This window comes from Pseudomonas sp. GW822-FHT07A10, from assembly GCF_058798795.1.
This window is the reverse complement of record NZ_JBXAKV010000008.1, coordinates 157,471-182,378: the sequence shown is the minus strand read 5'-3', so window position 1 is coordinate 182,378 and position 24,908 is coordinate 157,471. Positions and strand designations below refer to the sequence as shown.

The window sequence follows — 24,908 nt, the reverse complement described above, 5'->3', positions numbered from 1 at the left end:
GAACAGCTGAAACGGCGCTATCGCGCTCTTTTTTCACCGCAAAAACAAAAAGGCCCGCCCACGAAAATTCGCGGCGGGCCTTTTATTGTTTTGTCAGTCGTGGCGGTTAGCCACAGGCGTTGGGGCGCATCCTATCTGCGCCCTTAATGATGTGTCAATTTCGTGAATCTTCTGTAAATAGGCGAAAATCGTCTAAGAAATCACTTGTCAGCGATAGCCAATTGCACGACATGGCTGTCGACGAATTGTTCGAAATGGGTGACTTTTCCGTCGGCCAGAGTCCACAAGTGCGCGACTCGGGCATTCATCGCACGACCGGTAGCTTTATAGACGCCGCTGTAATTGCCGTAGGCAAATACCTTGTCGCCCTGAGCGACGTAGTTCTCGACCTTGAACTGAAAATCTTCCCATTCTGCGGCCAGGCGCTTGAAGACATTTTCGACGATCGCGTCGAAACCGACGTAGGTCCCGGCATACGGAAAACCTGCGGCTTCGGTCCAGCGGGCGTCATCGGCCAGCGCCGCGGCGGTGTTGCGCGCATTCTCCTGGGAGTTGACGCCTTCGTAGGTGCTTTTGATCAGGCTCAGGTTATCCATGGTGACTCCAGGTGAGTTCAATGGGCGCAGCCGTCGAGGCCACAGGTTTGAAACGCGGATGAAGACTCTGTTGCCGCAAACGACTGGCTCAACCATTGGGCGAAGGCTTGCGGCTTGCCGAGCCAGGGGCCGATATCGACCAGGGTGAACTGGCCATCCTGTTCCAGCGCGAAGGTCGGGAAGCCCTGACCGCCGACACGGGCCAAGAGTGCGCGGCTGTCCTTGATATGGCGATCGGTATCGGCTGCACTAAATGCCTGCTGGAAAGCCTCGGGCTCAAGACCTGTTTGTGCGGCAAGTTCAAGCAAAACAGCCTCGTCAGCGATGCGTCGACCTTCCGCGTAATGAGCCGTCTGCAAACGCCCCAGCAACTCCAGTCCGCGCCCGGCGATCTGCTCGGCTGCCAGCACGGCGGCAATCGGCGGCGTGGAGTCGAACACCGCCGTCTCATCACGCAGCAATCCCTCAAAATACGCCTCGCCAAACGGCTGGCCGGTGTACTCGGCGATGCGCCGGTCGTGGGGCATGACGTAATTGCGCAGTTGTGGCGAAACGGTTTGGCGATTGGCACCGCTCATCATGCCGCCCCCGTGGCCGATCACCGGCAACACGGTTTGGGCAGCTTGCACCAAGGGTTTGGCACCGTAGCACCAACCGCACAATGGGTCGTAAATATAGTGAAGGATCATGGGAAGACTCCGGCAACAAAGTAGGAAAACTCAATGCCGACAGACTAATACTCAGATCGTTTTGGAAAAACGCCGGAATCGATTTCAGTCTGTTTCAAGAATCGGTCGAATGACCCTCATCTTGCAGGCGCCCACTTTTGCGACGGGCATAAAAAAGCGCCGCCTTCCCGGCAGCGCTTTTATCAATCCGTTGTTTTTCTTCTTATCCTTCCATCACATCCCACAATGCTTCCAGTTCCGCCTCGCTGAATAAACCAGCGGGATAGCGCTCGATCATCATCCGGCGCGGATCAGGTTCTCTGATCTGACGCGTTCCATTGGACTTCAACCACTGTGCCAGGACTTGAAGCGATTCGCTGTTAACTGCCAGGGGATGCAGTGCCCGCTCGCCCACTACGTTCATTTCGGCGTTCATCTCAGCGCTCTCTCCTGGTTTGTGAGCGGCTAACTTATCCAAGGTTTATGACAGAACATCGAAGTTCTCTCCCTCCCCGTGTTGCGCCATCGAAGATACAAGAGCTATGCCAATGTTTTCGAAGTGTCGATAAGTGGATACAAAAAAGCCCGCAGTCCTGATGGGCTGCGGGCTTTCTGCGAAACGAAGAGGCTAAACCGTTGCTCAATCGATTTTTCAATCAACTCAAGCTGTTACGTCCTCACTCACTCCTTGTGCGGAGCGGGCTGTTGTTGGGTAAGGCAATGGATGTTACCGCCCCCAAGTAACAGTTCGCGACCCGGCACCATGACGACTTCGTGCTGCGGGAACAGGCTCTGCAAAATCTCTTTGGCCGGCCCGTCCAGCGGGTCGTCGAAGCTCGGCGCGATAATGCCGCCGTTGACGATCAGGAAGTTCACGTAGGAGCCAGCCAGACGCACGGTCGGATTACGTTCCTGAGTGCCGTCCACCGGGTCCACACCCGCGCACTCTTCTTCGGTCGCATACAGCGGCCCCGGAATCGGCATTTTGTGCACCGTGAACGGGCGCCCCTTGGCATCGGTGCTGTTTTGCAGCACGTTCATGGCCGCCTGGCAGCGCGGGTAGTTCGGGTCCTGCGGGTCGTCGGTCCAGGCCAGTAGCACTTCACCCGGACGCACATAGCAGCAGAAGTTATCCACATGGCCGTCGGTTTCGTCGTTGAACAAGCCGTCCGGCAGCCAGATAATCTTATCCACAGCCAGGTTTGCGCTGAGCACCGCTTCGATTTGCTCACGGCTCATGTGCGGATTGCGATTGCGGTTGAGCAGGCATTCTTCGGTGGTGATCAGGGTGCCTTCGCCATCGACATGAATCGAGCCGCCTTCGAGCACAAAACCCTCGGTGCGGTAGCGCGGGCTGCGCTCGATTTCGAGGATCTTGCCCGCCACCTGCGAATCACGGTTCCACGGCGAATACAAACCGCCGTCGAAACCGCCCCAGGCATTGAAGTCCCAGTCCACGCCACGGACTTCGCCGCTGTTATTGATGACGAACGTCGGGCCGGTATCCCGGACCCAGGCGTCATCGCTGGACATCTCCACCACACGAATATTCGGCACGTCGAGACGAGCGCGCGCGTTTTCGTACTGGCCCGCGGAGACCGCCACGGTCACCGGTTCGAAACGCGCGATGGCCTTGGCCACTGCAACATGCGCGGCTTGTGCAGGTTTGCCACCCAGGCGCCAGTTGTCCGGGCGCTCGGGCCAGACCATCCAGGTCTGGGTTTGGGGTGCCCATTCGGCGGGCATGTAAAAGCCGTCGGCGCGAGGGGTGCTGTTCAAAGTGGTCATGGCTTCAGGACTCCAGGGAACCGTCGAGGGTTTTGATCGCGCCGTACAGGTTCGGACGACGGTCGCGGAACGAACCCCAGGCGCTACGAATGTGCTCCAGCTCATCGAGGTCGAAGCTGTGAACCAGAATGCCTTCTTCGGTTTTGTTCAGCTCTTGGACTTTCTCGCCAAACTGGTTGGCGATGAACGACGAGCCGTAGAAGGTAATGTCGTAACCGTCCTGCTCTTCATTGCCGATGCGGTTGCTGGCGATCAGCGGCATCAGGTTGGCACCGGCATGGCCCTGTTGCACGCGCTGCCAGTGGTCGCGGGACGAAATGGTCTTGTCGTGCGGCTCGCTGCCGATGGCAGTCGGGTAGAACAGAATTTCTGCGCCTTGCAGCGCCATGCTGCGGGCGCACTCAGGGAACCACTGATCCCAGCAGATGCCCACGCCGATTTTCGCGTAACGGGTGTTCCACACTTTGAAACCGGTATCTCCCGGGTTGAAGTAGTACTTTTCGTGATAGCCAGGGCCATCCGGGATGTGGCTTTTACGATAAATCCCGAGGTTGCTGCCGTCGGCATCGATGATCGCGATGCTGTTGAAACGCGCGCGACCGGCCAATTCGTAGAAGCTGATCGGTAGCACCACTTGCAGTTCCTTGGCGACTTTCTGGAAGTGCTTGATGGCAACGTTGTCTTCTACCGTCGTGGCCAGTTGCAGGTAGTCCGGGTTTGGCTTCTGGCAGAAGTACGGAGCCTCGAACAGTTCCTGGATCAGGATGATTTGCGCACCTTTGGCCGCGGCCTCACGGACCAGCTTCTCAGCGGTCTCGATGTTGGCTTCAAGGTCCCAGGAACAAGCCATCTGGGTGGCGGCGACGGTAACGATACGACTCATGAATCATCTCCTGGGCAAGTGCTTGAGGGTCAGTGTGGCATCGACCGATGACAGAACGGGAATCACCGGGCGTGGTTCGTCCACACTGTGGGCAGTGGTGACTTTATAGCCGATAAAAATCGGCTTTAAAAGCGATAAATATCCACTACCTCTAAATATCCTCAAAAATTCCCGATAACAATCGATGTTTTCAACCTCTAGGAGCTGCCTACAAACCTTCGCCCAGCACCTTCGACAGCATGTCCACAAAGAAGTCCACACTCTGCCGCGACGTGACCATCGGTGGTTTGATCTTGAGGATGTTCAGGTAATCACCCGTCGGCTGCATGAAAATCCCCAACTCACGAAGGCGATCGCACAACGCCGTGGTTTCTTCGGTCGCCGGTTCAAGGGTTTCGCGATTGCGGACCAACTCCACGCCCAGATAGAAACCGGAACCATGCACCGCCCCCACCAACGGATGCAGGTCGATCAAGGCTTCAAGACGCTCCTTGAAGTACCCGCCCACGACCTGGGCGTTTTCCCAGAGTTTTTCTTCTTCCATCACATCCAGCACCGCCATGCCGATCCGGCAACTGACCGGGCTGCCACCCGCCGACGAGAAGAAATAACCCTCGGCCTCCAGCGCTTCGGCAATCTCCCGACGGGTAATGACGGCGCCCAACGGCTGGCCGTTACCCATGCCTTTGGCCATGGTGATGATATCGGGCACCACGCCCTGCTCTTCGAAGCCCCAGAAGAATTTGCCCATGCGGCCGTAACCGACCTGCACCTCATCGGCGATGCACACCCCGCCCTGAGCACGGACCAGCGCATAGACCTGCTTCAAATAGCCCGGTGGTAGAGAGATGCCGCCGGCATTGCCATACACCGGCTCGCAGATGAAACCGGCAAGTTGGCGTTTCTGCCCGGCGATTTTCGCCAGGTTGTGTTCGACGCTGCGCACGTAGTCCGGTGCGCTGTCCGGGCCACGGAATTCACCGCGATAGGTGTTCGGCGCGGTCACCGGGTGCACCCAATCGGGACGGCTGCTCAAGGCCTTGGGGTTGTCGGCAATCGAGGTCGAGACCGCATCCGCCGCCACCGACCAGCCGTGATACGCCTCCAGCACACTGAGCATGTCGCGGCCGCCGCTGTAGGCCCAGGCCAGACGAATCGCCAGGTCATTGGCCTCGGTGCCGCTGTTGACCAGGAATACCCGGTCCATGTTGTCCGGTGCCAACTTCAACAAGCGCTCGGAAAACTCGGCAATCGCTGCGTAGTGAAAACGCGAGTTGGTGTTGAGCAACGACCATTGACGGCCGGCGACGGCGGCCATGCGCGGATGACCATGACCCAACACCGCAACGTTATTAAGCATGTCGAGGTAGGAGCGGCCCTGCATGTCGATCAGATGATTGCGCCAGCCCCGCTCGATGCGCGGCGGGTCGACGTAATAATGCTTCTGGGATCGGGCGAAACTGGCGTCGCGACGGGCCAGCAAGGTTTGCGGGTCGAGTTCTTCTTCGGCATCGCAGGCCAGACCCAGCAACGCGGCCGGTGACGGACACAACGCCTGCCAGGCGGCGGCGCGCGAAGGTGTGCAAAACAACGGCGCGTCGAGCTGAGCGCCTCGACACAATTGCACGATCAACGGCCCGCTGACCGAACCCAGCACCTGACCTTTGACCAATGCTGCGCCCGCGTGCAACGACGGTGTCACACCCCACAGCCGTAAACTCAGTTGCGGACCATCCAGTTGCAGCACACCCACTGCCGGCTGGTGAACCGTTCCGGCAAACGGCGATTCGACCGCCGTGCCATGGGGCACTCGCAACTCGACGTGCAGAGGGCAAGTGGCCGGTTCAGTGGCGCTGTCCGGTTGGGTGCGAGACAGACGATATTGCCCATAACGACTGGCCGCCAGACCGTGGGCCGCGGCGGCCTCGGTCAGCAGGCGCTGGTCGATCCCCTCCTGTTCCCAGTTACCCGCTTCGAAGTGCGGGCTGAGGACACCCAGATCGATCAAGGCAAACTCACGCCCCACCAGACTCGGCAACAAGGGCGCAAAGCCTTCGCTGCCGATGCTCGGCAGGCCTTGACCAACCGCGGCCAGAATCGCCGCCTCCATCAACGCCAGCGGCACCGATGTGGCCACGCGGAAAATTTCCCACTCATGGGTCAGGTTGTCGCGACTGTACTCGTTGCCCGGATCAATGCTGACCTGCTGTTCGCCACTCAGCACCAACACCGCCGAGCGCGCAACGATCAGCGGCCAGAGCGCCAGCAGTTCTTCATGTTGCAGCGGATTGATCGCGTGATAGGCCCGAACCGCCGGCAAGATGTAGAACGGATCGCCATCGGCATGGTGCAGCAGCGCGGCACAGGTCACCGACAGATCGGTGATCCGCCAGGTTCGGACCAGGTCGCCGAAATCGATGACACCCTGCAACTGCCATTGGCGCTGCGCATCTCGCTGCCAGACCACGTTGTCGTCGGTGATGTCCATGTGAATCGCCTGCACCGGCAACTTATCCACCAAGGGCTGCAAATGGCGCTCGGCCTGCTCGGCCGCTTCAGCAATCAGCTTGCGTTGCTGATCATCCTTGATCACCGGCAGCAAATGCGCGATCAACGCGTTAGCGTGGCGGGCGTCCCATTGAAGGGTGCGCTCAAGGCCAGGATGGTCGAAGCTGGCCAGTGCCAGGTCCATCTCGCCGCAGAGCCGACCGAAACCGGCGACCACTGCCTGGCTCAGATGGTCGAGGTGCGTCAGGGACTGGCCGTCGATGTAATCGAGCAGACGTACATGCACCGCTTGACCGCCGGCCTCCAGGGAGAGCAGGTCAGTACCATTTTTGGCCGGGATCACTCGCGGCACCTGCACGCCGGGATGTTCGGCCAAGTGCTTGAGCCCTGCGTGCTGGGCTTGCAGTTCCAGCACCGAGTAATCGCCACGGCAGATCTTCAGGACGAAACGCCCCTGCTCGCTGTCGACGCGGTAGTTGAGATCCTGCTGGCTTCCAAGAGCCTGCAACCGTCCGCTCAGCCCGTAATGTTCTTCCAGCAACTCAAGCGCTTGCGCCGCGGACACTTGCGGGCTGGGCAGACTGGCGCGGTGAATCAACGTGGCGAGCGGCATACAACGACCCCTGAAATTTTATTAGGCGCTTATATCGCCACTGCCGGGGGCGATAAGCAACCCCCCTTCCCTGGTTGGCCTGAATCAAATGCGTGAGCAACTCTCTTCACAGCCCCACTCGCGCCTGCCGGCACTTTGCGTAAGAATGTCGGCCATCAACGCCTATTGCTGGAGAAACACCATGAACGTAGTCATCACCGACCTGCCCGGTGTTCTGATCATCGAGCCCAAGGTATTTGGTGATGAGCGCGGCTTCTTCTATGAAAGCTTCAACGCCAAGGCTTTCGAAGAAGCAACCGGCCTGAACACCCGATTCGTGCAGGACAACCATTCCCGCTCGCAAAAAGGCGTACTGCGCGGCTTGCACTACCAGCTGGAAAACACTCAGGGCAAACTGGTCCGCGTCACCGCCGGTGAAGTGCTGGACGTGGCCGTGGACATTCGCCGCAGCTCGCCGCATTTCGGCAAATGGGTCGCGGTGCGCCTGTCCGCCGACAACCATCGCCAGCTCTGGGTACCGGAAGGTTTTGCCCATGGTTTCGTGGTGCTGAGCGATTTCGCCGAGTTCCTCTACAAAACCACCGACTACTACACCCCGTCGGCTGAACGCAGCATTCGCTGGGACGACCCGGACTTGGGCATCGACTGGCAGCTGGACGAAGCACCGCAGCTGTCCGCCAAGGATCAGGCCGCCGCGTTCTTCAAGGACGCTGAAGTCTTTTCCTGAATTGCTGTCTGAATTTTCACCGCCAGCACGCACTTGATCCTGGGTGCGCAGACTGCGCCCGCAAGCCTAGGCATAATGCGTCTATACCCACAGGCGCTTGATGCTCATGACACCGACCCTCCCCCGCAGACCCCGCTGGCGCAGCCTGGCACTGCTTGCGTTGTGCCTGGCACCCTTGCTGTGGCCACTGGAGCATCTGGCCGAGCGTTATTACCGCAGCGAGCTGGCCGGGCAGAACCGTCAGACCCTCGACCTCTACGTCGCCAACCTGCTGGGTACCCTGCACCGCTATGAAGTGCTGCCGCAGATTCTCGGCGACCTGCCCGCCCTGCGTGCGACGTTGGGCGCACCCGACGAGGGCGTGATTCAAGGCAATGCCAATCGCCTGTTGAAACACATCAGTGCCCAGACCGGCGCCGAAGTCATGTACCTGATGGACACCACCGGCAAGACGCTGGCGGCCTCCAACTGGGATAAAAACGACAGCTTCGTCGGTCGCAATTTCTCTTTCCGTCCTTATTTCAGTGAAGCCATGGCCGGGCGCCTGGGGCGCTTCTTTGGCCTGGGCACTACCTCGGCCAAGCGCGGTTACTTCTTCGCTGCGGCGGTACACGATCGTGAAAAAATCATCGGCGTGTTGGTGGTCAAGGTTGACCTCGATCACACCGAAAGCCTCTGGGGCAAAACCCCGGAACAACTGCTGGTCACCGACCACAACGGTGTGGTCATCCTCACGTCGCGGCCAGAATGGCGTTTCCGTTCGACTCGTCCATTGAGTGATGAGGAGAACAAGGCCGTCGCCGCGATTCAACCCTACCCGACCCGCGATCCAAAGCCGTTGAGTCTCGACCCCAATGCCTGGCTGACCCAAACCCGGCAGATCGAAGAAACCGGCTGGAGTGTCAGTATCCTTGCTCCACGCACCCTGATCGACCGCCCCGTGCGCACAGTCGTGGCCATCGGCGGCGCAACGCTGCTGGTATTAATGCTGCTGCTCGGCCTGATGATGCAACGCCGACGCCATTACCTGGAGCGGATCGCCTTCGAAGCCAAGGCCCGCCAGGAACTGGAAGGCCGGGTCGCCGAACGGACCAGCGACCTCGAGGGCCTCAACCGTCGACTGAAACAGGAAGTGCTGGAGCGCGAACATGCCCAGCAAGAACTGGTACGCGCTCAGGATGATCTGGTACAGGCCGGCAAGCTCTCGGCGTTGGGGACAATGTCGGCGAGTATCAGCCATGAACTCAACCAACCGCTGGCGGCAATCCGCAGCTACGCGGAAAACGCCGAAGTGCTGCTCGATCATCAGCGCACCGAGGATGCTCGCGGCAACCTCAAGCTGATCAGCGAACTGACCGGGCGCATGGCGTCGATCATCGCCCACCTGCGCGCCTTCGCCCGACGTGATCGCCACGCCCCGGAGAGCGTGGCCCTGCAACCGGCGCTGGACGACGCCCTGGCGTTACTGGCCAAGCGTCGGCGCAGCATGGAAGTCGAGCTGATCCGCGACCTGCCGGCCGCCACCCTGTGGGTCGAGGCTGGAGAAACCCGTCTGCGCCAGGTACTCGGCAATCTGCTGGCCAATGCGCTCGATGCCCTGACGGAAAAAGGCCCGCCGCGTAAACTCTGGTTGAGTGCCCAATCCACCGCCGACGGCGTCACTCTGTACATTCGCGATAACGGCCCCGGGTTCTGCCTGGAAGCGCTGGGTCGTGCGGGCGAGCCCTTCTACACCACCAAGACCCGCACTCAGGGACTTGGGCTGGGGCTGGCGATCTGCGACACCCTGATGCGCGCCTTCGGTGGTGAACTGTCGTTCTCCAACCATAAGGAAGGCGGCGCCCTGATTACCCTGAAGCTGCGCGCAGGCGCGCCGGGTGTGAGCCTGCAACCGTCCGAGGACCGAAGTGCATGACCATCGACAACCGCATCCAGGTCGTGTTGATCGACGACGATCCCCACCTGCGCCAGGCCCTGAGCCAGACCCTGGACCTGGCCGGCCTGAAGATCCTGCCGCTTGCTGAAGCCAAGGGCCTGGCCGGGCAACTGGAACGCGACTGGCCAGGCGTTGTGGTCAGTGACATCCGCATGCCGGGCATGGACGGCCTCGAACTGCTGACCGAACTCCACGCCCAGGATCCGGAGCTGCCCGTGCTGCTGATCACCGGCCACGGCGATGTCCCCCTGGCGGTGCAGGCCATGCGCGCCGGGGCTTATGACTTTCTGGAAAAACCTTTCGCCAGTGACGCCCTGCTCGACAGCGTACGTCGCGCCCTGGCCCTGCGCCGTCTGGTACTGGACAACCGCAGCCTGCGGCTGGCCCTGAGCGATCGCAACGAACTGAGCGCCCGACTGGTCGGGCAATCGGCGCCGATGCTGCGCCTGCGCGAGCAGATCGGGGCACTGGCGGCGACCAAGGCTGACGTGCTGATTCTCGGTGAAACCGGTGCAGGCAAAGAAGTGGTGGCCCGCGCGCTGCACGACTTGTCGAGTCGGCGTAACGGCCCGTTCGTGGCAATCAACGCCGGGGCCCTGGCCGAGTCGGTGGTGGAAAGCGAGTTGTTCGGTCACGAACCCGGCGCGTTTACCGGCGCGCAAAAGCGCCGCATCGGCAAGTTCGAATTCGCCAACGGCGGCACGTTGTTCCTCGATGAAATCGAAAGCATGAGCCTGGACGTGCAGGTGAAATTGCTGCGCTTGCTGCAAGAGCGGGTCGTCGAACGCCTGGGCGGCAATCAGTTGATCCCGCTGGACATCCGCATCATCGCCGCGACCAAGGAAGACCTGCGGCAATCCGCCGATCAGGGGCGCTTCCGTGCCGACTTGTATTACCGCCTGAACGTTGCGCCGTTGCGCATTCCGCCGCTGCGCGAACGGGGCGAAGATGCGCTGGTGCTGTTCCAGCATTTCGCTGACGAAGCCAGCGCCCGCCACGGCTTGCCGCCCCACGAACTGCAACCGGGGCAACGGGCGCTGCTGCTGCGTCACAGCTGGCCAGGTAACGTGCGGGAACTGCAGAACGCCGCCGAGCGCTTTGCCCTGGGCCTGGAGCTGGCACTGGACAACAGCGCACCGGATGGCGGTGTCGGCACCACGGTTGAAGTGGTCAGCGGCGGCTTGAGCGAGCAAGTCGAGAACTTCGAGAAGAGCCTGATTGCCGCCGAACTGGCGCGCTCGCACAGCTCCGTGCGCAGCCTCGCCGAAGCGCTCGGCATTCCGCGCAAAACCCTGCACGACAAGCTGCGCAAGCATGGCCTGAACTTCGCCGATGGCGGCACCAGCAGCCATACCGACGACCTCGATTGAGCTACCGTAAAATCATCCTCATCAAACAAAAGGCCCGCGAATGAACCGCGACAGTCGTCACCTGGAATCGATCCTCTATCGCGACATCCCCCTCACGCGGGACATGGGCCTCAAAGTGCTCGACTGGCATGACCAACAACTGCGCCTGCATCTGCCGCTGGAGCCCAACGTCAATCACAAGAGCACCATGTTCGGTGGCAGCCTGTATTGCGGCGCGGTGCTGGCCGGCTGGGGCTGGCTGCATTTGCGTTTACGTGAAGAAGGTATCGAAGACGGGCACATCGTGATTCAGGAAGGGCAGATCAACTACCCGCTGCCGGTCACCATGGCCGCGACGGCGATCTGTCAGGCACCGAACCCGGCAGTGTGGAGGAAGTTCCTGGCGATGTATCGACGCTATGGGCGGGCGCGGTTGACGCTGCATTCGCGGATCGTGAATGCCGGGAGTGATGAGGATGCGGTGAGGTTTACCGGGCAATACGTCCTTCACCGGTAAAGCAAACGATCTTAAAAGATCGCAGCCTCGTTGCACTCGACAGCTCCTACAGAGAAGCGCGCCCCCTGTAGGAGCTGTCGAGTGAAACGAGGCTGCGATCTCTTGATCTTTACGCCCGAGCGAGCGCCAATAGTTTCTCCCGCCAAGCCGCTTTAGCCGGCAGCGCCAGGAAGAACTCATTCAGCAACGATTCCCGCGCCGGATAACAGAACGGCGCGCCGCTCAAATCCAGCACCTCACCGCCGGCGCCTTCCAGCACACCTTGAGCCGCGGCCGTGTCCCACTGCGAAGTCGGCGCCAATCGCGGATAACAATCCGCCGCCCCTTCCGCCAGCAGGCAAAACTTCAGTGAGCTGCCGATATTCGCCAGTTGCAGCTCGCCCAGACTGTCACTCAACCCCGCCAGTAAGCGCTCCTGTTCAGGGCTTGAATGCCGACGACTGGCGACCACCGTGAAGGCTTCACCCGCCGCCGGCACCTCGCGAACCTGAATTGGCAACGGCTCGGCGCCTTTATCGCCACGCCAGGCACCCAGCCCGGCACCGCCTACATAAAAACGCCCGCTGGTCGGCATCGACACCACGCCGAACACCACACGCCCCTGCTCGATCAGCGCAATGTTCACGGTGAACTCTTCGCTGCCGGAGATGAACTCCTTAGTGCCGTCCAGGGGGTCGACCAACCACCAACGCTGCCAGCCGGCACGCACGCTCTGGGGGATGTTGGCATCCTCTTCGGACAGCACCGGAATAGTCGGGTCCAGCGCCGTCAACCCGGCCAGGATCACATGGTGAGCGGCCATGTCGGCAGCTGTGACCGGGGAATCATCGGATTTTGCAGTCACGGCAACGTTGACGCGCCAGAATGGCAGGATCGCCTCGCCAGCCTTCAATGCCAGCTCGACCACCGGCGCCATCAACGGATGGGGGAAACTCATGAACGTCTCACTCATAATTGAAAAATACCGCGCTGGATCAACAAGTCCCGGGCCAGATACAGCGCCGCCAAGGCACGGCCCTCGGTGAATCGCGGGTTCTGCGCCAACGCCGACAATTCCCGCAGGTTGATCTTGTCCATCCCCATCGGCTCGGGCTCGTCACCCTCCAGGCGTTCTTCGTACAAATCAGTAGCCAGCACCACTTGGATCTTCTGGCTCATGTAGCCGGGTGACAACGACAACTCGGTCAGATGCTCCAGTTGCCGCGCGCCATACCCGGCCTCTTCCTTGAGCTCCCGCTCGGCCGCCGCCAGCACATCTTCGCCCGGCTCGATCAAGCCTTTGGGCAGGGACAATTCGTAGGCATCGGTGCCACCGCAGTATTCCTCCACCAACACGGCGTGGTCCGCGTCGAGCATCGCCACGATCATCACCGCACCATAACCAGCGCCTTTGCCGACCAATCGCTCGTAAGTGCGTTCCACGCCATTGGAAAAGCGCAGTTTCAGCTCTTCGACACAGAATAATCGGCTGGTGGCGACGATCTCGCGGGCGAGTATGGTGGGTTTCTGGCGCATGAGAAGCTCCTTGGCGTGAACGCGTTACTATACCCGGCCTATCCTGATTGTTTACCTCGGATATCTTTTTTACCGCTGGAGAAGTTTTTTATGTCCCTGCTGCCCTGGCGCGACATCGATACCGTTCTGCTGGATATGGACGGCACGCTGCTGGACCTGCACTACGACAACCATTTCTGGCTGGAACACCTGCCAAAGCGTTATGCCGAGTTGCACGGGGTGAGCCTGGCCATGGCGGAGCTGGAATTGCAGCCACTGTTCGAGCGCCATGCCGGTCAGTTGCAGTGGTATTGCCTGGACTTCTGGAGCGCCGAACTGAAGTTGTCGGTGCGCGAACTGAAACTGGAAACCGCGCACCTGATCGCCTTGCGTCCGGATGCGGACACTTTTCTGACCGCGATCAAACAGGCCGGCAAGCGCGTGGTACTGATCACCAACGCCCACCGCGACTCGTTGTCATTGAAACTGGAAAGAATTGAACTGGCGCCGTATTTCGAGCGCTTGATCAGCTCTCACGATTACGGTTTCGCCAAAGAAGACCCGCAGTTCTGGGATGCCTTGCAGGCCGATATCGGCTTCGACCCGGCACGCTGCCTGTTCATCGACGACACCCTGCCGATCCTGCGCAGCGCACGCAATTTCGGGGTGGCGCACCTGCTGGCCGTGAGCGAGCCTGACAGCCGCAAAGGGCCGAAGGACACCGCAGAGTTTGCGGCGGTGGGGGATTATCGGGAGCTCATCGCAGGGCTTTAGAGTCTGACGCGGTCGTTGTGGCGAGGGAGCTTGCTCCCGCTGGAGTGCGAAGCGCTCCCAATCTGGCTGAGTTCCTTCAGAAAGGTGCATTGGCCAGATTGCGACTGCTGCGCAGCCGAGCGGGACGGTGCGGCGATCCGACAAGCTCCCTCGCCACAGGTTCTGTGTTATTCAGGAATCCGCAACACCTGCCCCGGATAGATCTTGTCCGGGTGCGAAAGCATTGGTTTGTTGGCTTCAAAGATTTTGTTGTACTTGTTCGCGTCGCCGTATGCCGCCTTGGAAATCGCGCTGAGGGTGTCGCCCTTTTTAACGGTGACGAACTGCGCTGCCTTGGCAACCGGCCCCGTTACGGTGATCTGGTCATCGACACTACCGACACCGGCAATATTGCCCACGGCCAACAGAATTTTCTCCTTCTCTTCCTGGCTTGCCACTTCACCGGTGACGGTGACTTTGTCGCCATCGATGGTCGCCTGAACATTCGGGTTACCCAAGCCGACCTTGCTGATGTGTGCCTTCAGCTGCTCGCTGGCGTTGGCATTGCCGGGTGTCAGCAGATCAATAAGTTTTTCACCTGCTTCTTTCACAAAGCTAAAAATACTCATGGTGCACGCTCCTTGGGGTTTGGGTTCCAGACGCCCAAGACTAGACCAGTCGTTTGAAGACCGGTTCCCAGCCGACCAATGACCCAACCCCGCGCAGGCGGTAGAATCGCAAACCTTGCCGGCGCCCTGGAGCGAAGATGGACATCAAGCAGCTGAAATTCCTCATCGCTCTCGACGAAACCCGACACTTCGGCCAGGCCGCCGCGCGTTGCCACATCACCCAGCCGACGTTGTCCATGCGTCTGCGCAGCCTTGAGGAAGAACTCGAACTGCCGCTGGTCAATCGCGGCCAACGCTTCGAAGGTTTCACTGCGCCGGGTGAGCGCGTGCTGGCATGGGCGCGTACGGTGCTGGCGGCCTACGACGGTTTGCAGGCCGAAGCGGCGGCCTGTCGCGGCAACCTCGTGGGTACGTTGCGTCTGGGGGTGGTGCCGCTGTCGAGTTTCGACCCGGTGCCGCTGATGCAACGCCTGCACGCCGCACACCCGAACCTGCGGTTCGAACTATCGGCCCTGAGTTCCGAACAGATCCTTGAACAACTGGCGAATAACCGTCTCGACCTCGGCGTATCGTACCTGGAGCATCTGGACGGCGAGCGCTTCGACTCCCTGGCGTTCAGCGAAACCCACATGGGCCTGCTCTACGATCAACGCTTCTTCAGTTTCGGCGAGACGCCACTGAGCTGGGAGTCGCTGATCGAACTGCCCATGGGCATGCTCACCAGCGGCATGCATTTTCGCCAGTCCATCGACCATAACTTCCACAGCCGTGGCCTGACCCCACAGCCGTTGCTGCAAACCGATGCAGTCCACCAATTGTTACAAGCGGTACACGGTGGCCTGTGCTGCGCGGTGATGCCGCTGAACAGCGGCCTCGAAAACCTCACTGATCACTTGCGCCTGCAACCCATCGAAAGCGCCCAGACCCTCGCCCGGCTGGGGCTGATCATGCGTCGCAGTGCTCCGCGTTCGGCCTTGGCAGAAGCCTGTTTTGCGATCTATCAGAAATCACTGACAGACTCTTGATCGACGCCATCTATCGGTAGATCAGTAATAGCGATTAGACGTGACATGTTGACACGCCTAGGCTTAAAGCTGACCAAACCGTCGGTGATGCCTAATGAACGCCAAGCGCCCCGGCTGCGCGGCGCCCGCTCTCGAAACGCCCGCGCCCGCCGCAAGCCAGACATACAGTTACTGCAACCTTGAATACTCCGAATCGTCCAGCACCGCGCTGGCCGAAGAAGTCGCGTTGGCGATCGCCTACAACGGTATCAGCCAGGCCGTCATGTTGGTGACGCCGACGGACCTTGAAGACTTCATCGTCGGCTTCAGCCTCGGCAGCGGCATCATCGAAGACGCTTCAGACATCTATGACCTGCAACTCAGCGGCACCGGTTCGGCGCAATACGCGCAGGTGACCATCGCCAACCGCGCCTTCTGGAACCTCAAGCAGCAGCGCCGGCAACTGGCCGGCACCAGCGGTTGCGGGCTCTGTGGCGTTGAAGCGGTGGAGCAAGCGCTGCCCGATCTCAAGGTGCTGCCCGGCGCCCCGCTGCCCCCGGCCGAATGGCTGGACGGCCTGCGCCATCGCATCGGCGAATTCCAGCCTTTGGGCCAGCATTGCGGCGCGGTGCATGCGGCGGTGTTCATGAACGGCAAAGGCGAATTGCTGCTGGGCCGTGAAGACATCGGTCGGCACAACGCCCTCGATAAGCTGATCGGTGGGTTGATCCGCCAGAAGATTCCGACCACCGATGGTCTGGCGATTGTCACCAGCCGTTGCAGCCTCGAATTGATCCAGAAAGTTTTACGCGCCGGCATCCAGACCCTGGTCAGCCTGTCGTCGCCCACGGGCCTGGCCGTGCAATGGGCCCGTCGACACAACCTCAATCTCATCCACCTGCCGCAAAAAAGTGCGCCGCGGGTCTACAGCCCCGCGACGGAGAAACAAGCGTGAGCCAACACCAACAAGCCGACCAGAAACCCGTTCCACGTTACAAGCCTTATAAAGGACCGGCCGGTGGCTGGGGCGCGCTGGCCAGCGTTGCCCGTGCCTGGTTGACCAGCGACAACGCGTTGAAAAATCTGCGCATGATGCTCAAGACCAACAAGAACGGCGGGTTCGACTGCCCCGGTTGCGCCTGGGGCGATTCTAAGGAAGCCGGCATGGTGGCGTTCTGCGAGAACGGCGCCAAAGCAGTGAACTGGGAAGCGACCAAACGGCGTGTCGATGGCGCGTTTTTCGCCAAGCACAGCGTTAGCTCGTTGCTGGAACAAAGTGATTATTGGCTCGAGTACCAGGGCCGTCTGACCGAGCCGCTGAGCTACGACGCCGAAACCGATCGTTACAAACCGATCAGCTGGGAAGCCGCCTTCGCCCTGATCAGCAAACACCTGCAAGGGCTGTCGAGTCCGAATCAGGCCGAGTTCTACACTTCGGGCCGTGCCAGCAACGAAGCGGCGTTCCTCTATCAATTGTTCGTGCGCGCCTATGGCACCAACAATTTCCCCGACTGCTCGAACATGTGCCACGAAGCCAGCGGTGTGGCATTGGCCCAAAGCGTCGGAGTCGGCAAAGGCACCGTGACCTTCGACGATTTCGAACATGCAGATGCAATTTTTGTCTGGGGCCAAAACCCTGGTACCAACCACCCGCGGATGCTCGAGCCACTGCGCGAAGCGGTGAAACGCGGTGCGCAGGTGGTGTGCATCAACCCACTGAAAGAGCGCGGCCTGGAACGCTTCCAGCACCCACAACACCCGATCGAAATGCTCACCAACGGCGACAAGCCGACCAACACCGCGTACTTCCGTCCGGCATTGGGCGGCGACATGGCGATCATGCGCGGCATGGCCAAGTTCCTGCTGCAATGGGAGCGCGATGCGCAGAAGGCGGGTGAGCCTGCGGTGTTCGACCACGACTTCCTCAATGAACACAGCGTCAATGTTCTGGAATACCTCGGCATCGTCGACGACACCCCGTGGGAGCAGATCGTCGAGCAATCCGGCCTGCCCCTGGTGGAAATCGAGCAAGCGGCGCGCATGTACGCCAAAGGCAAGAACGTGATCATGTGCTGGGCGATGGGCATCACCCAGCATCGCCATTCGGTGGCGACCATCCAGGAAATCGCCAACCTGATGCTGCTGCGCGGCAACATCGGCCGGCCGGGGGCCGGTCTGTGCCCGGTGCGCGGCCACAGTAACGTGCAGGGCGACCGGACAATGGGCATCAACGAACGCCCGCCTGCGGCGTTCCTCGACTCCCTGGAGCGGCGCTTCCAGTTCAAGGTGCCGCGCGAAAACGGCCACAACGTGATCGAGGCGATTCACGCCATGGCCGAAGGCCGTTCGAAAGTCTTCATCGGCCTGGGCGGCAACTTCGCCCAAGCCACCCCGGACAGCTCACGGACCTTCCAGGCCCTGAGCAACTGCGACCTGACCGTGCAGATCAGCACCAAGCTCAACCGCAGCCATTTGATCCATGGTAAAGACGCGCTGATCCTGCCGTGCCTGGGCCGTACCGATATCGATATCCAGACCGAAGGCGCCCAAGCGGTGACCGTGGAAGACTCCTTCAGCATGGTCCACGCCTCCAACGGTCAGTTGCAGCCGTTGTCGAACCTGATGCGCTCGGAGCCTGCAATCATCGCTGGTATCGCCGCCGCGACCCTGGGCAGCAAACCGGTGGACTGGAACTGGCTGGTGGCTGATTACAGCCGCATCCGCGACCTGATCGCCGACACCATCCCGGGCTTTCGGGACTTCAACGAGAAAGTCCAGAACCCCGGCGGTTTCTACCTGGGCAGCAGTGCCGGCGCACGTCGCTGGAATACCCCATCGGGTCGGGCCAATTTCCGTCCGAACACCCTGCCCAAAGACCTGGTACACGAACGCACCCGCGCCACCGGCGTACTGCCGGACCTGATCATGCAGTCGATGCGCTCCCATGATCAGTACAACACCACCATTTATGGTCTTGATGATCGTTATCGCGGGGTGAAAGGTCAGCGGGATGTGTTGTTCGTCAATGAAGCCGACATCATTCGCCTGGGCTTCAAACCGGGGCAGAAGGCTGACATCGTATCGATCTGGGATGATGGCCGTGAGCGGCGGGTCAAGGGCTTCACCCTGCTGGCGTTTGATATTCCTGCCGGGCAAGCGGCTGCGTACTATCCGGAAGTGAACCCGCTGGTGCCGTTGGAAAGCACTGGGGATGGCAGCCATACGCCGACGTCGAAGTTTGTGGCGATCCGGCTGGAGGCGGCGAGTGAAACCGGGTTGATCATGGCCAAGTCAGCTTGACGGCCCACTCAACAAATTTTTCCGATCCGTACTTTCCAATCGCCCACAAAAAAGGCCGTTTTCATATGAAAACGGCCTTTGAGAAGTAGCTAAAGACCGGCGAAAAACACTTAAGTTCCGCCCAAAAAACAGCAACTTATAGAAATGTGCTCAAGTCGTGTTACTCGTCGGATTTATGTTGTCACAACCACGACACAGCCTCAGGATCGCGCCGTCATCCCCTTGAGGTTCCTCTATGAAGTTCTCCTCGATTCTCTTGTTGTCCCTTGGCCTGGTCAGTGGCTTCGCGTCTGCTGGCGGCACCACCGAAGCAGGTGTGGGCGGCGCATTGGGCGGGGTTCTTGGCTCGGTCGTCGGTCAATCGCTAGGCGGCAGTACAGGTTCAACCATTGGCGCGGCCCTGGGCGGCGCGGGTGGTAGCGCAGTTGGCGCAGACAGACACAGCCGTGGCGAAGCCGCCATTGGCGGTGCGTTGGGCGCAGCTGGCGGTAACGTGGTTGGCCGCAGCATGGGCGGCACCACCGGTAGCCTGATCGGCTCCGCAGCAGGCGGCGGCCTCGGTGGCGCGCTGGGTAATCACATGGGCAACAGTAGCAATGACGACGATGATCGTCGTTCCTATCGTCGTGGTTATGACGATGATGATCGTCGCTACTACCGTGACGGCCATCCGGGTCGTGGCCATGCCTACGGGCATCGCAAGCATCACCATCGCTATCGCGACTGAGGCTTGAATCGCCTCGTCGACCGGTAGATCCAAAAATCGCAGCCTCGGGCTGCGATTTTTTTTGCCCTCAGATCGCCAGTCGCTCCAACGCCCCACGCAATCCGGCAGGAATCGCCACCGGCTGGTTCGACAGCCGATCGACGAATACATGCACGAAGCGCCCTGCCGCGCAGGCCTCATCTTCTCCAGCCTTGAACACCGCCAGCTCGTACTGCACCGAACTGTTGCCCAACTTGCCGACCCGCAGGCCAATCTCGATCCGATCCGGGAAAGCGATAGACGCGAAGTAATCGCAGGCCGAACTCACCACAAAACCCACCACCTCACCGTCATGGATATCCAGACCGCCGACTTCGATCAGGTAGGTGTTCACCGCCGTATCGAAAAAACTGTAGTAGGTGACGTTGTTGACGTGACCGTAGGCGTCATTGTCGTGCCAGCGGGTAGTGATGGGCTGGAAATGGGGGTAGTCGGTGCGTTGGGGCATCGGGTTGGACATCAGCGTTTGTTCCTGGAGTTGGATCGTCAGTCTAAGGCGAAAATCGCGTCGTGCTCATTCGCGGGCTTGCTTGCGAAGGAGCCCTCACAGATGCCACATAAAATCACATCTCGGCAAACCCTCTGCCTTGCGCCGCCAACTCTCCAATCAACCGCGCCGGCGCCCAGTGATCACCCTGCTTGGTCTCAAGTTGCAACAACCGCAGATGAATATCCGCCAGCCCTTGCTGATCCGCCCAGGCCATCGGCCCGCCCTTGTCCGCCGGGAAACCATAACCGTTGAGGTACACCAGATCGATGTCATGCGCCGACGCCGCAATGCCTTCCTGAAGGATCTTCGCCCCTTCATTGACCAGTGCCAGCAAGCTGCGCTCAAGAATCTCCTCTGGCCCTATCTCACGCCGCTGAAACCCCAGCCCTTCACTGACTTCCAGTACCAGCGCATCGACTTCCACATCGTGCTCAGCCTGACGACTGCCCGGTTCGTAATGGTAATACCCATCGCCGCTCTTTTGACCGAAACGCCCGAGCTCGCACAAACGATTGTCCACTTGAACTTCCGGCGCATCCTGGCCCTTGCCAGCCAGCTCCCGCGCGCGCCACTCCAGGTCAATGCCGACCACGTCATACATGCGGAACGGCCCCATGGCGAAACCAAAACCTTGCAGCGCCGCATCCACCTGATAAGGCAACGCACCCTCCAGCAGCATCTTGCGCGCTTCGAGCACGTACGGATGCAGCATGCGGTTGCCGATGAAACCGTGACAGTTGCCCGAGACCACGCTGACCTTGCCCATGCGCTGGCCCAGTGCCAGGGCTGCATCAAGCACCGCCGGAGCGGTCTGGGCGCCGCGTACGATCTCCAGCAATTTCATGATGTGCGCCGGGCTGAAGAAGTGCAGACCCAGGACCTGCTGCGGGCGGCGAGTGGCGGCGGCGATGGCGTCGATATCCAGCGCCGAGGTATTGCTGGCCAGAATCGCTTCAGGTTTGAGCAGGCCGTCGAGTTCGCGGAAGATTTTCTGCTTCAGCTCGAGGTTTTCGTAGACCGCTTCGATCACCAGATCAACATCGCGGATCGCCGCGTAATCGGCAGCCGCCGTTACCCGTGCAATGCGCGCATCCGCCTCGGTCTGATCGATCCGCCCCTGACGCACGCTGTGGGCGTAAGTGTCAGCCACGCTGGTCAGCGCCTGCTCAAGCATCTGCGGATTGTTATCGACCCACTGCACCGGCACCCCGGCATTGGCCAGGCACATGACGATGCCACGGCCCATGGTGCCCGCGCCAATCACGGCGGCGCGCTGAATATCGAACGATGTCTGGCTCATGGTTGTTGTTCTCTTATTGGCGATCCAAAGACAGTCCTCACCATAGTCAGCCTATGGGTGTTTTTGAAGTTTATTCCCGTGATGGGTGACATTCAGCGGATGGATGCGTCCCGATCCCGCAGGTCAGAGGTTCGCCTCAGCCCACGTCCGGACCTCGGCGTACGGATAATCTTCCAGCGCCGCAAACCCAGAAATCGACCGAGCCTTGAGCTTGGTAAACAACGGAACGCTGATCCCGCACAAAAACCGCGTCACGCGCTCCGCCGATGGAGCACTTCCCGTGTGCTGCTGGTGCCTGTGGATAAAATCACCGCACAGCACCTCGAAATTTTTATCCACAAGCGCCGGCAATTCCGGTGGTTCGGGTAACCGCGCTACGTGGCCGTGACACACCGAACAATGCCCGCATCGCCGTGGCGCGTTTTCGTCGCCGAAGTACTCGGCCAGGCGATATCCCAGGCAGTGGTCGGTGGCGAACAGATCCAGCATGGCGTGAATCCGCGAAATCTCGGTGCGTTCGTGCTGGGTGAAGTAGGTGTGCAATTCGGCGCTCAAGGCCTGGGAATCGAAGTCGGCTTGCAGCAGGCTATAGACCTCCGTCATCTGCTTGCTTTCAAGCTCCACCCAGCCCTTTTCCTGGAAGTAATCCAGCGCCTTGACCACTCGACTGCGCTCGGCGGAATGCTGCTGATACAGTGCGTCGAAATTCACCGTGGCCCAGGTCCGTGCGCGACTGGAAGTCTGGATGATCGCCGAGACGAAGTCCCTGCGCTCACCCTCGAAACGGGCCAGCAACGCTTCCGGCTCCTGCAAATACTTGAAGCGGTATTCCGCGTAATAGGCATAGCGCGGAGCGATCAGCCCACGCAACTCCAGCTGTACCAGCAAGGTCTTGAGCGGTAACTGGCGAATGTTGCTCTGATCGGCCAAAGGCCCCAGCAGAAACTCCCACTGCCCCTCGGGCGCTGCGGCTTGCAACTCGTCGAGCACACAACGAATGCCGTCCCGCTCCGGTGTGTCGCCGTAGACGAAATTCTCCAGCACGTTGAGGCTGTCGCGGTTGGCCAGCACCAGGCAATCGGACGGCTGCCCGTCACGCCCGGCGCGGCCGATTTCCTGGCTGTAGTTTTCGATGGATTTGGGCAGGTCGAAATGCACCACGTTGCGGATATCGCTTTTGTCGATGCCCATGCCGAAGGCAATGGTGGCGACGATGCAATTGGACTGCCCACCCATGAACCGGCGCTGAATCGCTTCCCGTTGCTCGTGGGGTAAACCGGCGTGATAGGCCTCTGCCTGTATACCGTTGCGCCCCAGGTGTTCGGCGATGTGCTCAGCGGTTTTCTGCAGAGTGACGTAGACAATGCTGGGCTGGCCGGGACGCTGGCTCATCCACTCGACCAGGCGGCGGCGTTTGTCCTGGCCACGCACCGGTTCCACCAACAGATTGAGATTGGGCCGGTAGAAACCGGTGGTCACCACATCCTCAGGCGCAATGGCGAACCGGGCCTCCATGTCGGCGATCACCTTGGGTGTCGCGGTGGCCGTCAGCAGCAGCGCCTGAGGGATGTTGAACTGGCGCTGATAGTCCGGCAGCTTGAGGTAGTCGGGGCGGAAGTTGTGACCCCACTCGGAGATGCAGTGGGCCTCGTCCACCACCAACAGCGAGATCGGTACCTGCTGCAAAAAATGGCGAAAGCGCTCGTTCTTCAGGCGCTCCACGGAAATCATCAGAATCTTCAATTCACCAGACTTGGCCCGGGCCATCACATCGCTGGCGTCATCGCGACTCTGGGCCGAATCAATACTGCCCGCCGCAATCCCATGGCGCTGCAAGAACGCTAACTGATCCTGCATCAACGCCAGCAGAGGCGAGACCACCAGCGTCAGGTGCGGCAGCAGGATGGCCGGTAACTGATAGCACAGGGATTTGCCCGATCCGGTAGGGAAAATCGCCGCCGCCGAACGCCCGGCCAGTACCGCGCTGACCGCCGCCTCCTGGCCGGGCCGAAACTGTGGATAACCGAAAACCTGTTCCAGGGTGTTGTGCATAAGCTGTCACTCCGTTGACCGCTGCGAAGCCCAAAGCCTAGCCGGCGAACGCAGCAAGTCGAGAAAAGGTCGGGGGCAAAAACGATACGGGATGATACAGCGTCAACCCATCGATTCCTTCGCCACAGATTGAAACAAACGAGGCACTTTGCCCCCTGACATCAGCCCCCTGTCAGCCGATAAGGTTCGCCCCGAGAAAAACCATTATCCGCGAAGTTTTCAACAAGGCAGGACGCCTGCACGCGGATCCTCACAAAGGAACAATCATGCCTGACACTCTGTTTTTTCCAATCGCCCTTGTCTTTGCATCCTTGCTGCTGAGCGGGTGCATGAAGCTCCCTGACGCCCCCCCTCTCCTCGCTACGCCTACGACTCTGGGCGGCGCCTCACAGACTTAGTCATCAATTGACTGACGCCGGGTGGCTATGGCACCAACACCGCCACCCGCAACTGCTCATCCAGCGCCTGTTCATGAAACACCCGGCTCTTGCTCGCCCAAACCGTATAAGCCGGGCTGATTTCGCCCGTAAACGCCGCCGCCAGCTGACGCAGATCGTCGACGCTACGTACACGAGGACAGAAGAGTTGGTCCTCGCAGTCCTGACTGACACTGCGATAGGTGATCAGCAACCGATCCCACAACCCGTCACGCACTTGCCTGACCGACTTGAGCTTCACAGCCCGCACGCCCAGTCGCTGTTTCAGCCCCTGCTCATCCAGCGCTTCGCTGGCCAGCAACGCCTTGCCCACCATCAACACCTCGGCGCGAGATGCGGTGTCGATGTCCGCTTGGGTGGTCAGCGCATCCGGCCAACCGGTTCGCTCCATGTTGGCGCGGACCAGCGAATGACCGACGTCGGCAGCACCCGCTATCCGACAAACACCGGCCCACAACAATAAAATCGAGGCCACACGTAGCCATTGCATGCCTAATTCCCTTTAAGAGTCGACCCAGACGCTTCGAAACGTCCTACACATTCTGGCGCGCACCCTCCAGAGACTGGATGCGTTAAGCCTGACAATCCCGTAGGAATATCGACCTCCAGGGCAAAAGCTTAAAAAATTGTCGAGGGGCGCGTAGGCAAAGGGCGATAACACCGGTAAACCCCCTACAAAACCTGTCCACTTGCACCACCTTGCGACGCCTCGTCGCGGCCCTCTATAGTTTTCGACACGGCTGGAAACACTGTATCGGCCCGTCGGAGCGACTTCGTACAGGACACGCCTCAACCATGAAAACGTTCAACCCGTTGACCAACCGCTATCGCCCACTCAAGACCAGTTGCAGCGACACCTCGGTGCTGGTCATCGACACCGATGCCAGCCATGGCGACCTGCTCGATGCCGCCCAACAACGCCTGCGTGCGGCCAGCGATCTACTGGAAACACTTTACTGTTTATGTTTCAAACAGGCCGATGTGAAAGACATCCCCAACATCGTTAATGCGCTTTATTTATTAACACAAGACGGCTGCGAATTACTTGAAGTCGCAAAACAACAAATACATCCAATCTGAAAAAATAAAACTACAAAC

The 24,908-nt window shown here is 60.1% G+C and carries 23 protein-coding genes; 10 read left to right on the top strand and 13 right to left on the bottom strand.

The features are described from left to right. Nucleotides 1-200: 200 nt before the first annotated feature. The 6 genes from AC1RL4_RS15610 to AC1RL4_RS15585 all read right to left on the bottom strand — a co-directional run bounded on the left by AC1RL4_RS15610 (nucleotide 201) and on the right by AC1RL4_RS15585 (nucleotide 7,056). The gene (locus AC1RL4_RS15610; RefSeq protein ID WP_019581768.1) at nucleotides 201-596 is read right to left on the bottom strand and encodes a nuclear transport factor 2 family protein; all 396 of its coding nucleotides are present in this window, start codon (nucleotides 594-596) and stop codon (nucleotides 201-203) included. Between the two features lie 17 nt (nucleotides 597-613). Then, nucleotides 614-1,285 (bottom strand): DsbA family protein, encoded by a 672-nt coding sequence (locus AC1RL4_RS15605; protein WP_028939586.1) that lies wholly within the window; start codon nucleotides 1,283-1,285, stop codon nucleotides 614-616. Nucleotides 1,286-1,487: 202 nt separating this feature from the next. Continuing rightward, nucleotides 1,488-1,700, bottom strand: coding sequence for a hypothetical protein (locus AC1RL4_RS15600; RefSeq protein ID WP_018929289.1), 213 nt, complete (start codon nucleotides 1,698-1,700; stop codon nucleotides 1,488-1,490). A 245-nt stretch (nucleotides 1,701-1,945) separates the two neighbouring features. After that, nucleotides 1,946-3,052: an agmatine deiminase gene (gene aguA / locus AC1RL4_RS15595; protein ID WP_028939585.1), complete on the bottom strand. Its 1,107-nt coding sequence runs from the start codon at nucleotides 3,050-3,052 to the stop codon at nucleotides 1,946-1,948. A 4-nt stretch (nucleotides 3,053-3,056) separates the two neighbouring features. Then, nucleotides 3,057-3,935, bottom strand: a complete 879-nt coding sequence (gene aguB, locus AC1RL4_RS15590; protein ID WP_019581765.1) for an N-carbamoylputrescine amidase — start codon at nucleotides 3,933-3,935, stop codon at nucleotides 3,057-3,059. 208 nt (nucleotides 3,936-4,143) lie between these two features. After that, the gene (locus tag AC1RL4_RS15585; RefSeq protein ID WP_230173990.1) at nucleotides 4,144-7,056 is read right to left on the bottom strand and encodes an aminotransferase; all 2,913 of its coding nucleotides are present in this window, start codon (nucleotides 7,054-7,056) and stop codon (nucleotides 4,144-4,146) included. Nucleotides 7,057-7,237: 181 nt separating this feature from the next. Here AC1RL4_RS15585 and rfbC point away from each other — a divergent pair, with 181 nt between their 5' ends. The 4 genes from rfbC to AC1RL4_RS15565 all read left to right on the top strand — a co-directional run bounded on the left by rfbC (nucleotide 7,238) and on the right by AC1RL4_RS15565 (nucleotide 11,585). After that, nucleotides 7,238-7,783, top strand: a complete 546-nt coding sequence (gene rfbC, locus AC1RL4_RS15580; protein ID WP_018929293.1) for a dTDP-4-dehydrorhamnose 3,5-epimerase — start codon at nucleotides 7,238-7,240, stop codon at nucleotides 7,781-7,783. A gap of 106 nt (nucleotides 7,784-7,889) precedes the next feature. Further along, nucleotides 7,890-9,698 (top strand): sensor histidine kinase, encoded by a 1,809-nt coding sequence (locus AC1RL4_RS15575; RefSeq protein ID WP_096481444.1) that lies wholly within the window; start codon nucleotides 7,890-7,892, stop codon nucleotides 9,696-9,698. Next, complete coding sequence (locus tag AC1RL4_RS15570; RefSeq protein ID WP_018929295.1) at nucleotides 9,695-11,089, top strand: sigma-54-dependent transcriptional regulator; 1,395 nt, start codon at nucleotides 9,695-9,697, stop codon at nucleotides 11,087-11,089. The genes AC1RL4_RS15575 and AC1RL4_RS15570 overlap by 4 nt, the downstream gene beginning before the upstream one ends. 40 nt (nucleotides 11,090-11,129) lie before the next feature. After that, nucleotides 11,130-11,585: a thioesterase domain-containing protein gene (locus AC1RL4_RS15565; RefSeq protein ID WP_096481446.1), complete on the top strand. Its 456-nt coding sequence runs from the start codon at nucleotides 11,130-11,132 to the stop codon at nucleotides 11,583-11,585. Between the two features lie 109 nt (nucleotides 11,586-11,694). On the opposite strand, the gene cysQ is transcribed toward AC1RL4_RS15565, so the two are convergent. Together cysQ and nudE are read right to left on the bottom strand one after the other, a co-directional pair. Continuing rightward, nucleotides 11,695-12,522 carry a 3'(2'),5'-bisphosphate nucleotidase CysQ gene (gene cysQ, locus AC1RL4_RS15560; RefSeq protein WP_111453960.1) on the bottom strand — a complete coding sequence of 276 codons (828 nt, stop codon included), beginning with the start codon at nucleotides 12,520-12,522 and terminating at the stop codon, nucleotides 11,695-11,697. An 11-nt stretch (nucleotides 12,523-12,533) separates the two neighbouring features. Beyond that, nucleotides 12,534-13,100 (bottom strand): ADP compounds hydrolase NudE, encoded by a 567-nt coding sequence (gene nudE / locus AC1RL4_RS15555; protein WP_111453961.1) that lies wholly within the window; start codon nucleotides 13,098-13,100, stop codon nucleotides 12,534-12,536. Nucleotides 13,101-13,190: 90 nt separating this feature from the next. Here nudE and yrfG point away from each other — a divergent pair, with 90 nt between their 5' ends. Further along, complete coding sequence (yrfG, locus tag AC1RL4_RS15550) at nucleotides 13,191-13,853, top strand: GMP/IMP nucleotidase (RefSeq protein WP_230173992.1); 663 nt, start codon at nucleotides 13,191-13,193, stop codon at nucleotides 13,851-13,853. A gap of 167 nt (nucleotides 13,854-14,020) precedes the next feature. On the opposite strand, the gene lysM is transcribed toward yrfG, so the two are convergent. After that, on the bottom strand, nucleotides 14,021-14,461 hold the full coding sequence (gene lysM, locus AC1RL4_RS15545) for a peptidoglycan-binding protein LysM (protein ID WP_018929300.1): 441 nt from the start codon (nucleotides 14,459-14,461) through the stop codon (nucleotides 14,021-14,023). 137 nt (nucleotides 14,462-14,598) lie between these two features. On the opposite strand from lysM, the gene AC1RL4_RS15540 reads away from it, so the two are divergent. From AC1RL4_RS15540 to AC1RL4_RS15525, 4 genes are all read left to right on the top strand, one after another. Beyond that, nucleotides 14,599-15,486: a LysR family transcriptional regulator gene (locus AC1RL4_RS15540; RefSeq protein WP_019581758.1), complete on the top strand. Its 888-nt coding sequence runs from the start codon at nucleotides 14,599-14,601 to the stop codon at nucleotides 15,484-15,486. A gap of 94 nt (nucleotides 15,487-15,580) precedes the next feature. Beyond that, nucleotides 15,581-16,420, top strand: coding sequence for a formate dehydrogenase accessory sulfurtransferase FdhD (gene fdhD, locus AC1RL4_RS15535; protein ID WP_007939519.1), 840 nt, complete (start codon nucleotides 15,581-15,583; stop codon nucleotides 16,418-16,420). After that, complete coding sequence (locus AC1RL4_RS15530) at nucleotides 16,417-18,765, top strand: FdhF/YdeP family oxidoreductase (protein WP_230173994.1); 2,349 nt, start codon at nucleotides 16,417-16,419, stop codon at nucleotides 18,763-18,765. The genes fdhD and AC1RL4_RS15530 overlap by 4 nt, the downstream gene beginning before the upstream one ends. A gap of 235 nt (nucleotides 18,766-19,000) precedes the next feature. Further along, entirely contained in the window at nucleotides 19,001-19,492 is a 492-nt protein-coding gene (locus tag AC1RL4_RS15525; RefSeq protein WP_019581756.1) for a glycine zipper domain-containing protein, read from the top strand. A gap of 67 nt (nucleotides 19,493-19,559) precedes the next feature. Here AC1RL4_RS15525 and AC1RL4_RS15520 read toward each other — a convergent pair whose 3' ends face one another. The 4 genes from AC1RL4_RS15520 to AC1RL4_RS15505 form a co-directional block, all read right to left on the bottom strand. Beyond that, nucleotides 19,560-19,991, bottom strand: a complete 432-nt coding sequence (locus AC1RL4_RS15520) for an acyl-CoA thioesterase (RefSeq protein ID WP_019581755.1) — start codon at nucleotides 19,989-19,991, stop codon at nucleotides 19,560-19,562. A gap of 103 nt (nucleotides 19,992-20,094) precedes the next feature. Beyond that, entirely contained in the window at nucleotides 20,095-21,321 is a 1,227-nt protein-coding gene (locus AC1RL4_RS15515) for a 3-hydroxyacyl-CoA dehydrogenase (protein WP_230173995.1), read from the bottom strand. A gap of 123 nt (nucleotides 21,322-21,444) precedes the next feature. Then, nucleotides 21,445-23,373 carry a RecQ family ATP-dependent DNA helicase gene (locus AC1RL4_RS15510; RefSeq protein WP_489078776.1) on the bottom strand — a complete coding sequence of 643 codons (1,929 nt, stop codon included), beginning with the start codon at nucleotides 23,371-23,373 and terminating at the stop codon, nucleotides 21,445-21,447. Between the two features lie 423 nt (nucleotides 23,374-23,796). Next, complete coding sequence (locus AC1RL4_RS15505) at nucleotides 23,797-24,300, bottom strand: polysaccharide deacetylase (protein ID WP_096481452.1); 504 nt, start codon at nucleotides 24,298-24,300, stop codon at nucleotides 23,797-23,799. Between the two features lie 305 nt (nucleotides 24,301-24,605). On the opposite strand from AC1RL4_RS15505, the gene AC1RL4_RS15500 reads away from it, so the two are divergent. Beyond that, entirely contained in the window at nucleotides 24,606-24,890 is a 285-nt protein-coding gene (locus AC1RL4_RS15500) for a hypothetical protein (RefSeq protein ID WP_019581750.1), read from the top strand. Nucleotides 24,891-24,908 lie beyond the last annotated feature (18 nt).

Excerpts from the sequence above, each read along its gene's own strand:
- AC1RL4_RS15610 (WP_019581768.1), bottom strand. The coding sequence starts at position 596 with ATGGATAACCTGAGCCTGATCAAAAGCACCTACGAAGGCGTCAACTCC.
- AC1RL4_RS15605 (WP_028939586.1), bottom strand. The coding sequence starts at position 1,285 with ATGATCCTTCACTATATTTACGACCCATTGTGCGGTTGGTGCTACGGT.
- AC1RL4_RS15600 (WP_018929289.1), bottom strand. The coding sequence starts at position 1,700 with ATGAACGCCGAAATGAACGTAGTGGGCGAGCGGGCACTGCATCCCCTG.
- aguA (WP_028939585.1), bottom strand. The coding sequence starts at position 3,052 with ATGACCACTTTGAACAGCACCCCTCGCGCCGACGGCTTTTACATGCCC.
- aguB (WP_019581765.1), bottom strand. The coding sequence starts at position 3,935 with ATGAGTCGTATCGTTACCGTCGCCGCCACCCAGATGGCTTGTTCCTGG.
- AC1RL4_RS15585 (WP_230173990.1), bottom strand. The coding sequence starts at position 7,056 with ATGCCGCTCGCCACGTTGATTCACCGCGCCAGTCTGCCCAGCCCGCAA.
- rfbC (WP_018929293.1), top strand. The coding sequence starts at position 7,238 with ATGAACGTAGTCATCACCGACCTGCCCGGTGTTCTGATCATCGAGCCC.
- AC1RL4_RS15575 (WP_096481444.1), top strand. The coding sequence starts at position 7,890 with ATGACACCGACCCTCCCCCGCAGACCCCGCTGGCGCAGCCTGGCACTG.
- AC1RL4_RS15570 (WP_018929295.1), top strand. The coding sequence starts at position 9,695 with ATGACCATCGACAACCGCATCCAGGTCGTGTTGATCGACGACGATCCC.
- AC1RL4_RS15565 (WP_096481446.1), top strand. The coding sequence starts at position 11,130 with ATGAACCGCGACAGTCGTCACCTGGAATCGATCCTCTATCGCGACATC.
- cysQ (WP_111453960.1), bottom strand. The coding sequence starts at position 12,522 with ATGAGTTTCCCCCATCCGTTGATGGCGCCGGTGGTCGAGCTGGCATTG.
- nudE (WP_111453961.1), bottom strand. The coding sequence starts at position 13,100 with ATGCGCCAGAAACCCACCATACTCGCCCGCGAGATCGTCGCCACCAGC.
- yrfG (WP_230173992.1), top strand. The coding sequence starts at position 13,191 with ATGTCCCTGCTGCCCTGGCGCGACATCGATACCGTTCTGCTGGATATG.
- lysM (WP_018929300.1), bottom strand. The coding sequence starts at position 14,461 with ATGAGTATTTTTAGCTTTGTGAAAGAAGCAGGTGAAAAACTTATTGAT.
- AC1RL4_RS15540 (WP_019581758.1), top strand. The coding sequence starts at position 14,599 with ATGGACATCAAGCAGCTGAAATTCCTCATCGCTCTCGACGAAACCCGA.
- fdhD (WP_007939519.1), top strand. The coding sequence starts at position 15,581 with ATGAACGCCAAGCGCCCCGGCTGCGCGGCGCCCGCTCTCGAAACGCCC.
- AC1RL4_RS15525 (WP_019581756.1), top strand. The coding sequence starts at position 19,001 with ATGAAGTTCTCCTCGATTCTCTTGTTGTCCCTTGGCCTGGTCAGTGGC.
- AC1RL4_RS15520 (WP_019581755.1), bottom strand. The coding sequence starts at position 19,991 with ATGTCCAACCCGATGCCCCAACGCACCGACTACCCCCATTTCCAGCCC.
- AC1RL4_RS15515 (WP_230173995.1), bottom strand. The coding sequence starts at position 21,321 with ATGAGCCAGACATCGTTCGATATTCAGCGCGCCGCCGTGATTGGCGCG.
- AC1RL4_RS15510 (WP_489078776.1), bottom strand. The coding sequence starts at position 23,373 with ATGCACAACACCCTGGAACAGGTTTTCGGTTATCCACAGTTTCGGCCC.
- AC1RL4_RS15505 (WP_096481452.1), bottom strand. The coding sequence starts at position 24,300 with ATGCAATGGCTACGTGTGGCCTCGATTTTATTGTTGTGGGCCGGTGTT.
- AC1RL4_RS15500 (WP_019581750.1), top strand. The coding sequence starts at position 24,606 with ATGAAAACGTTCAACCCGTTGACCAACCGCTATCGCCCACTCAAGACC.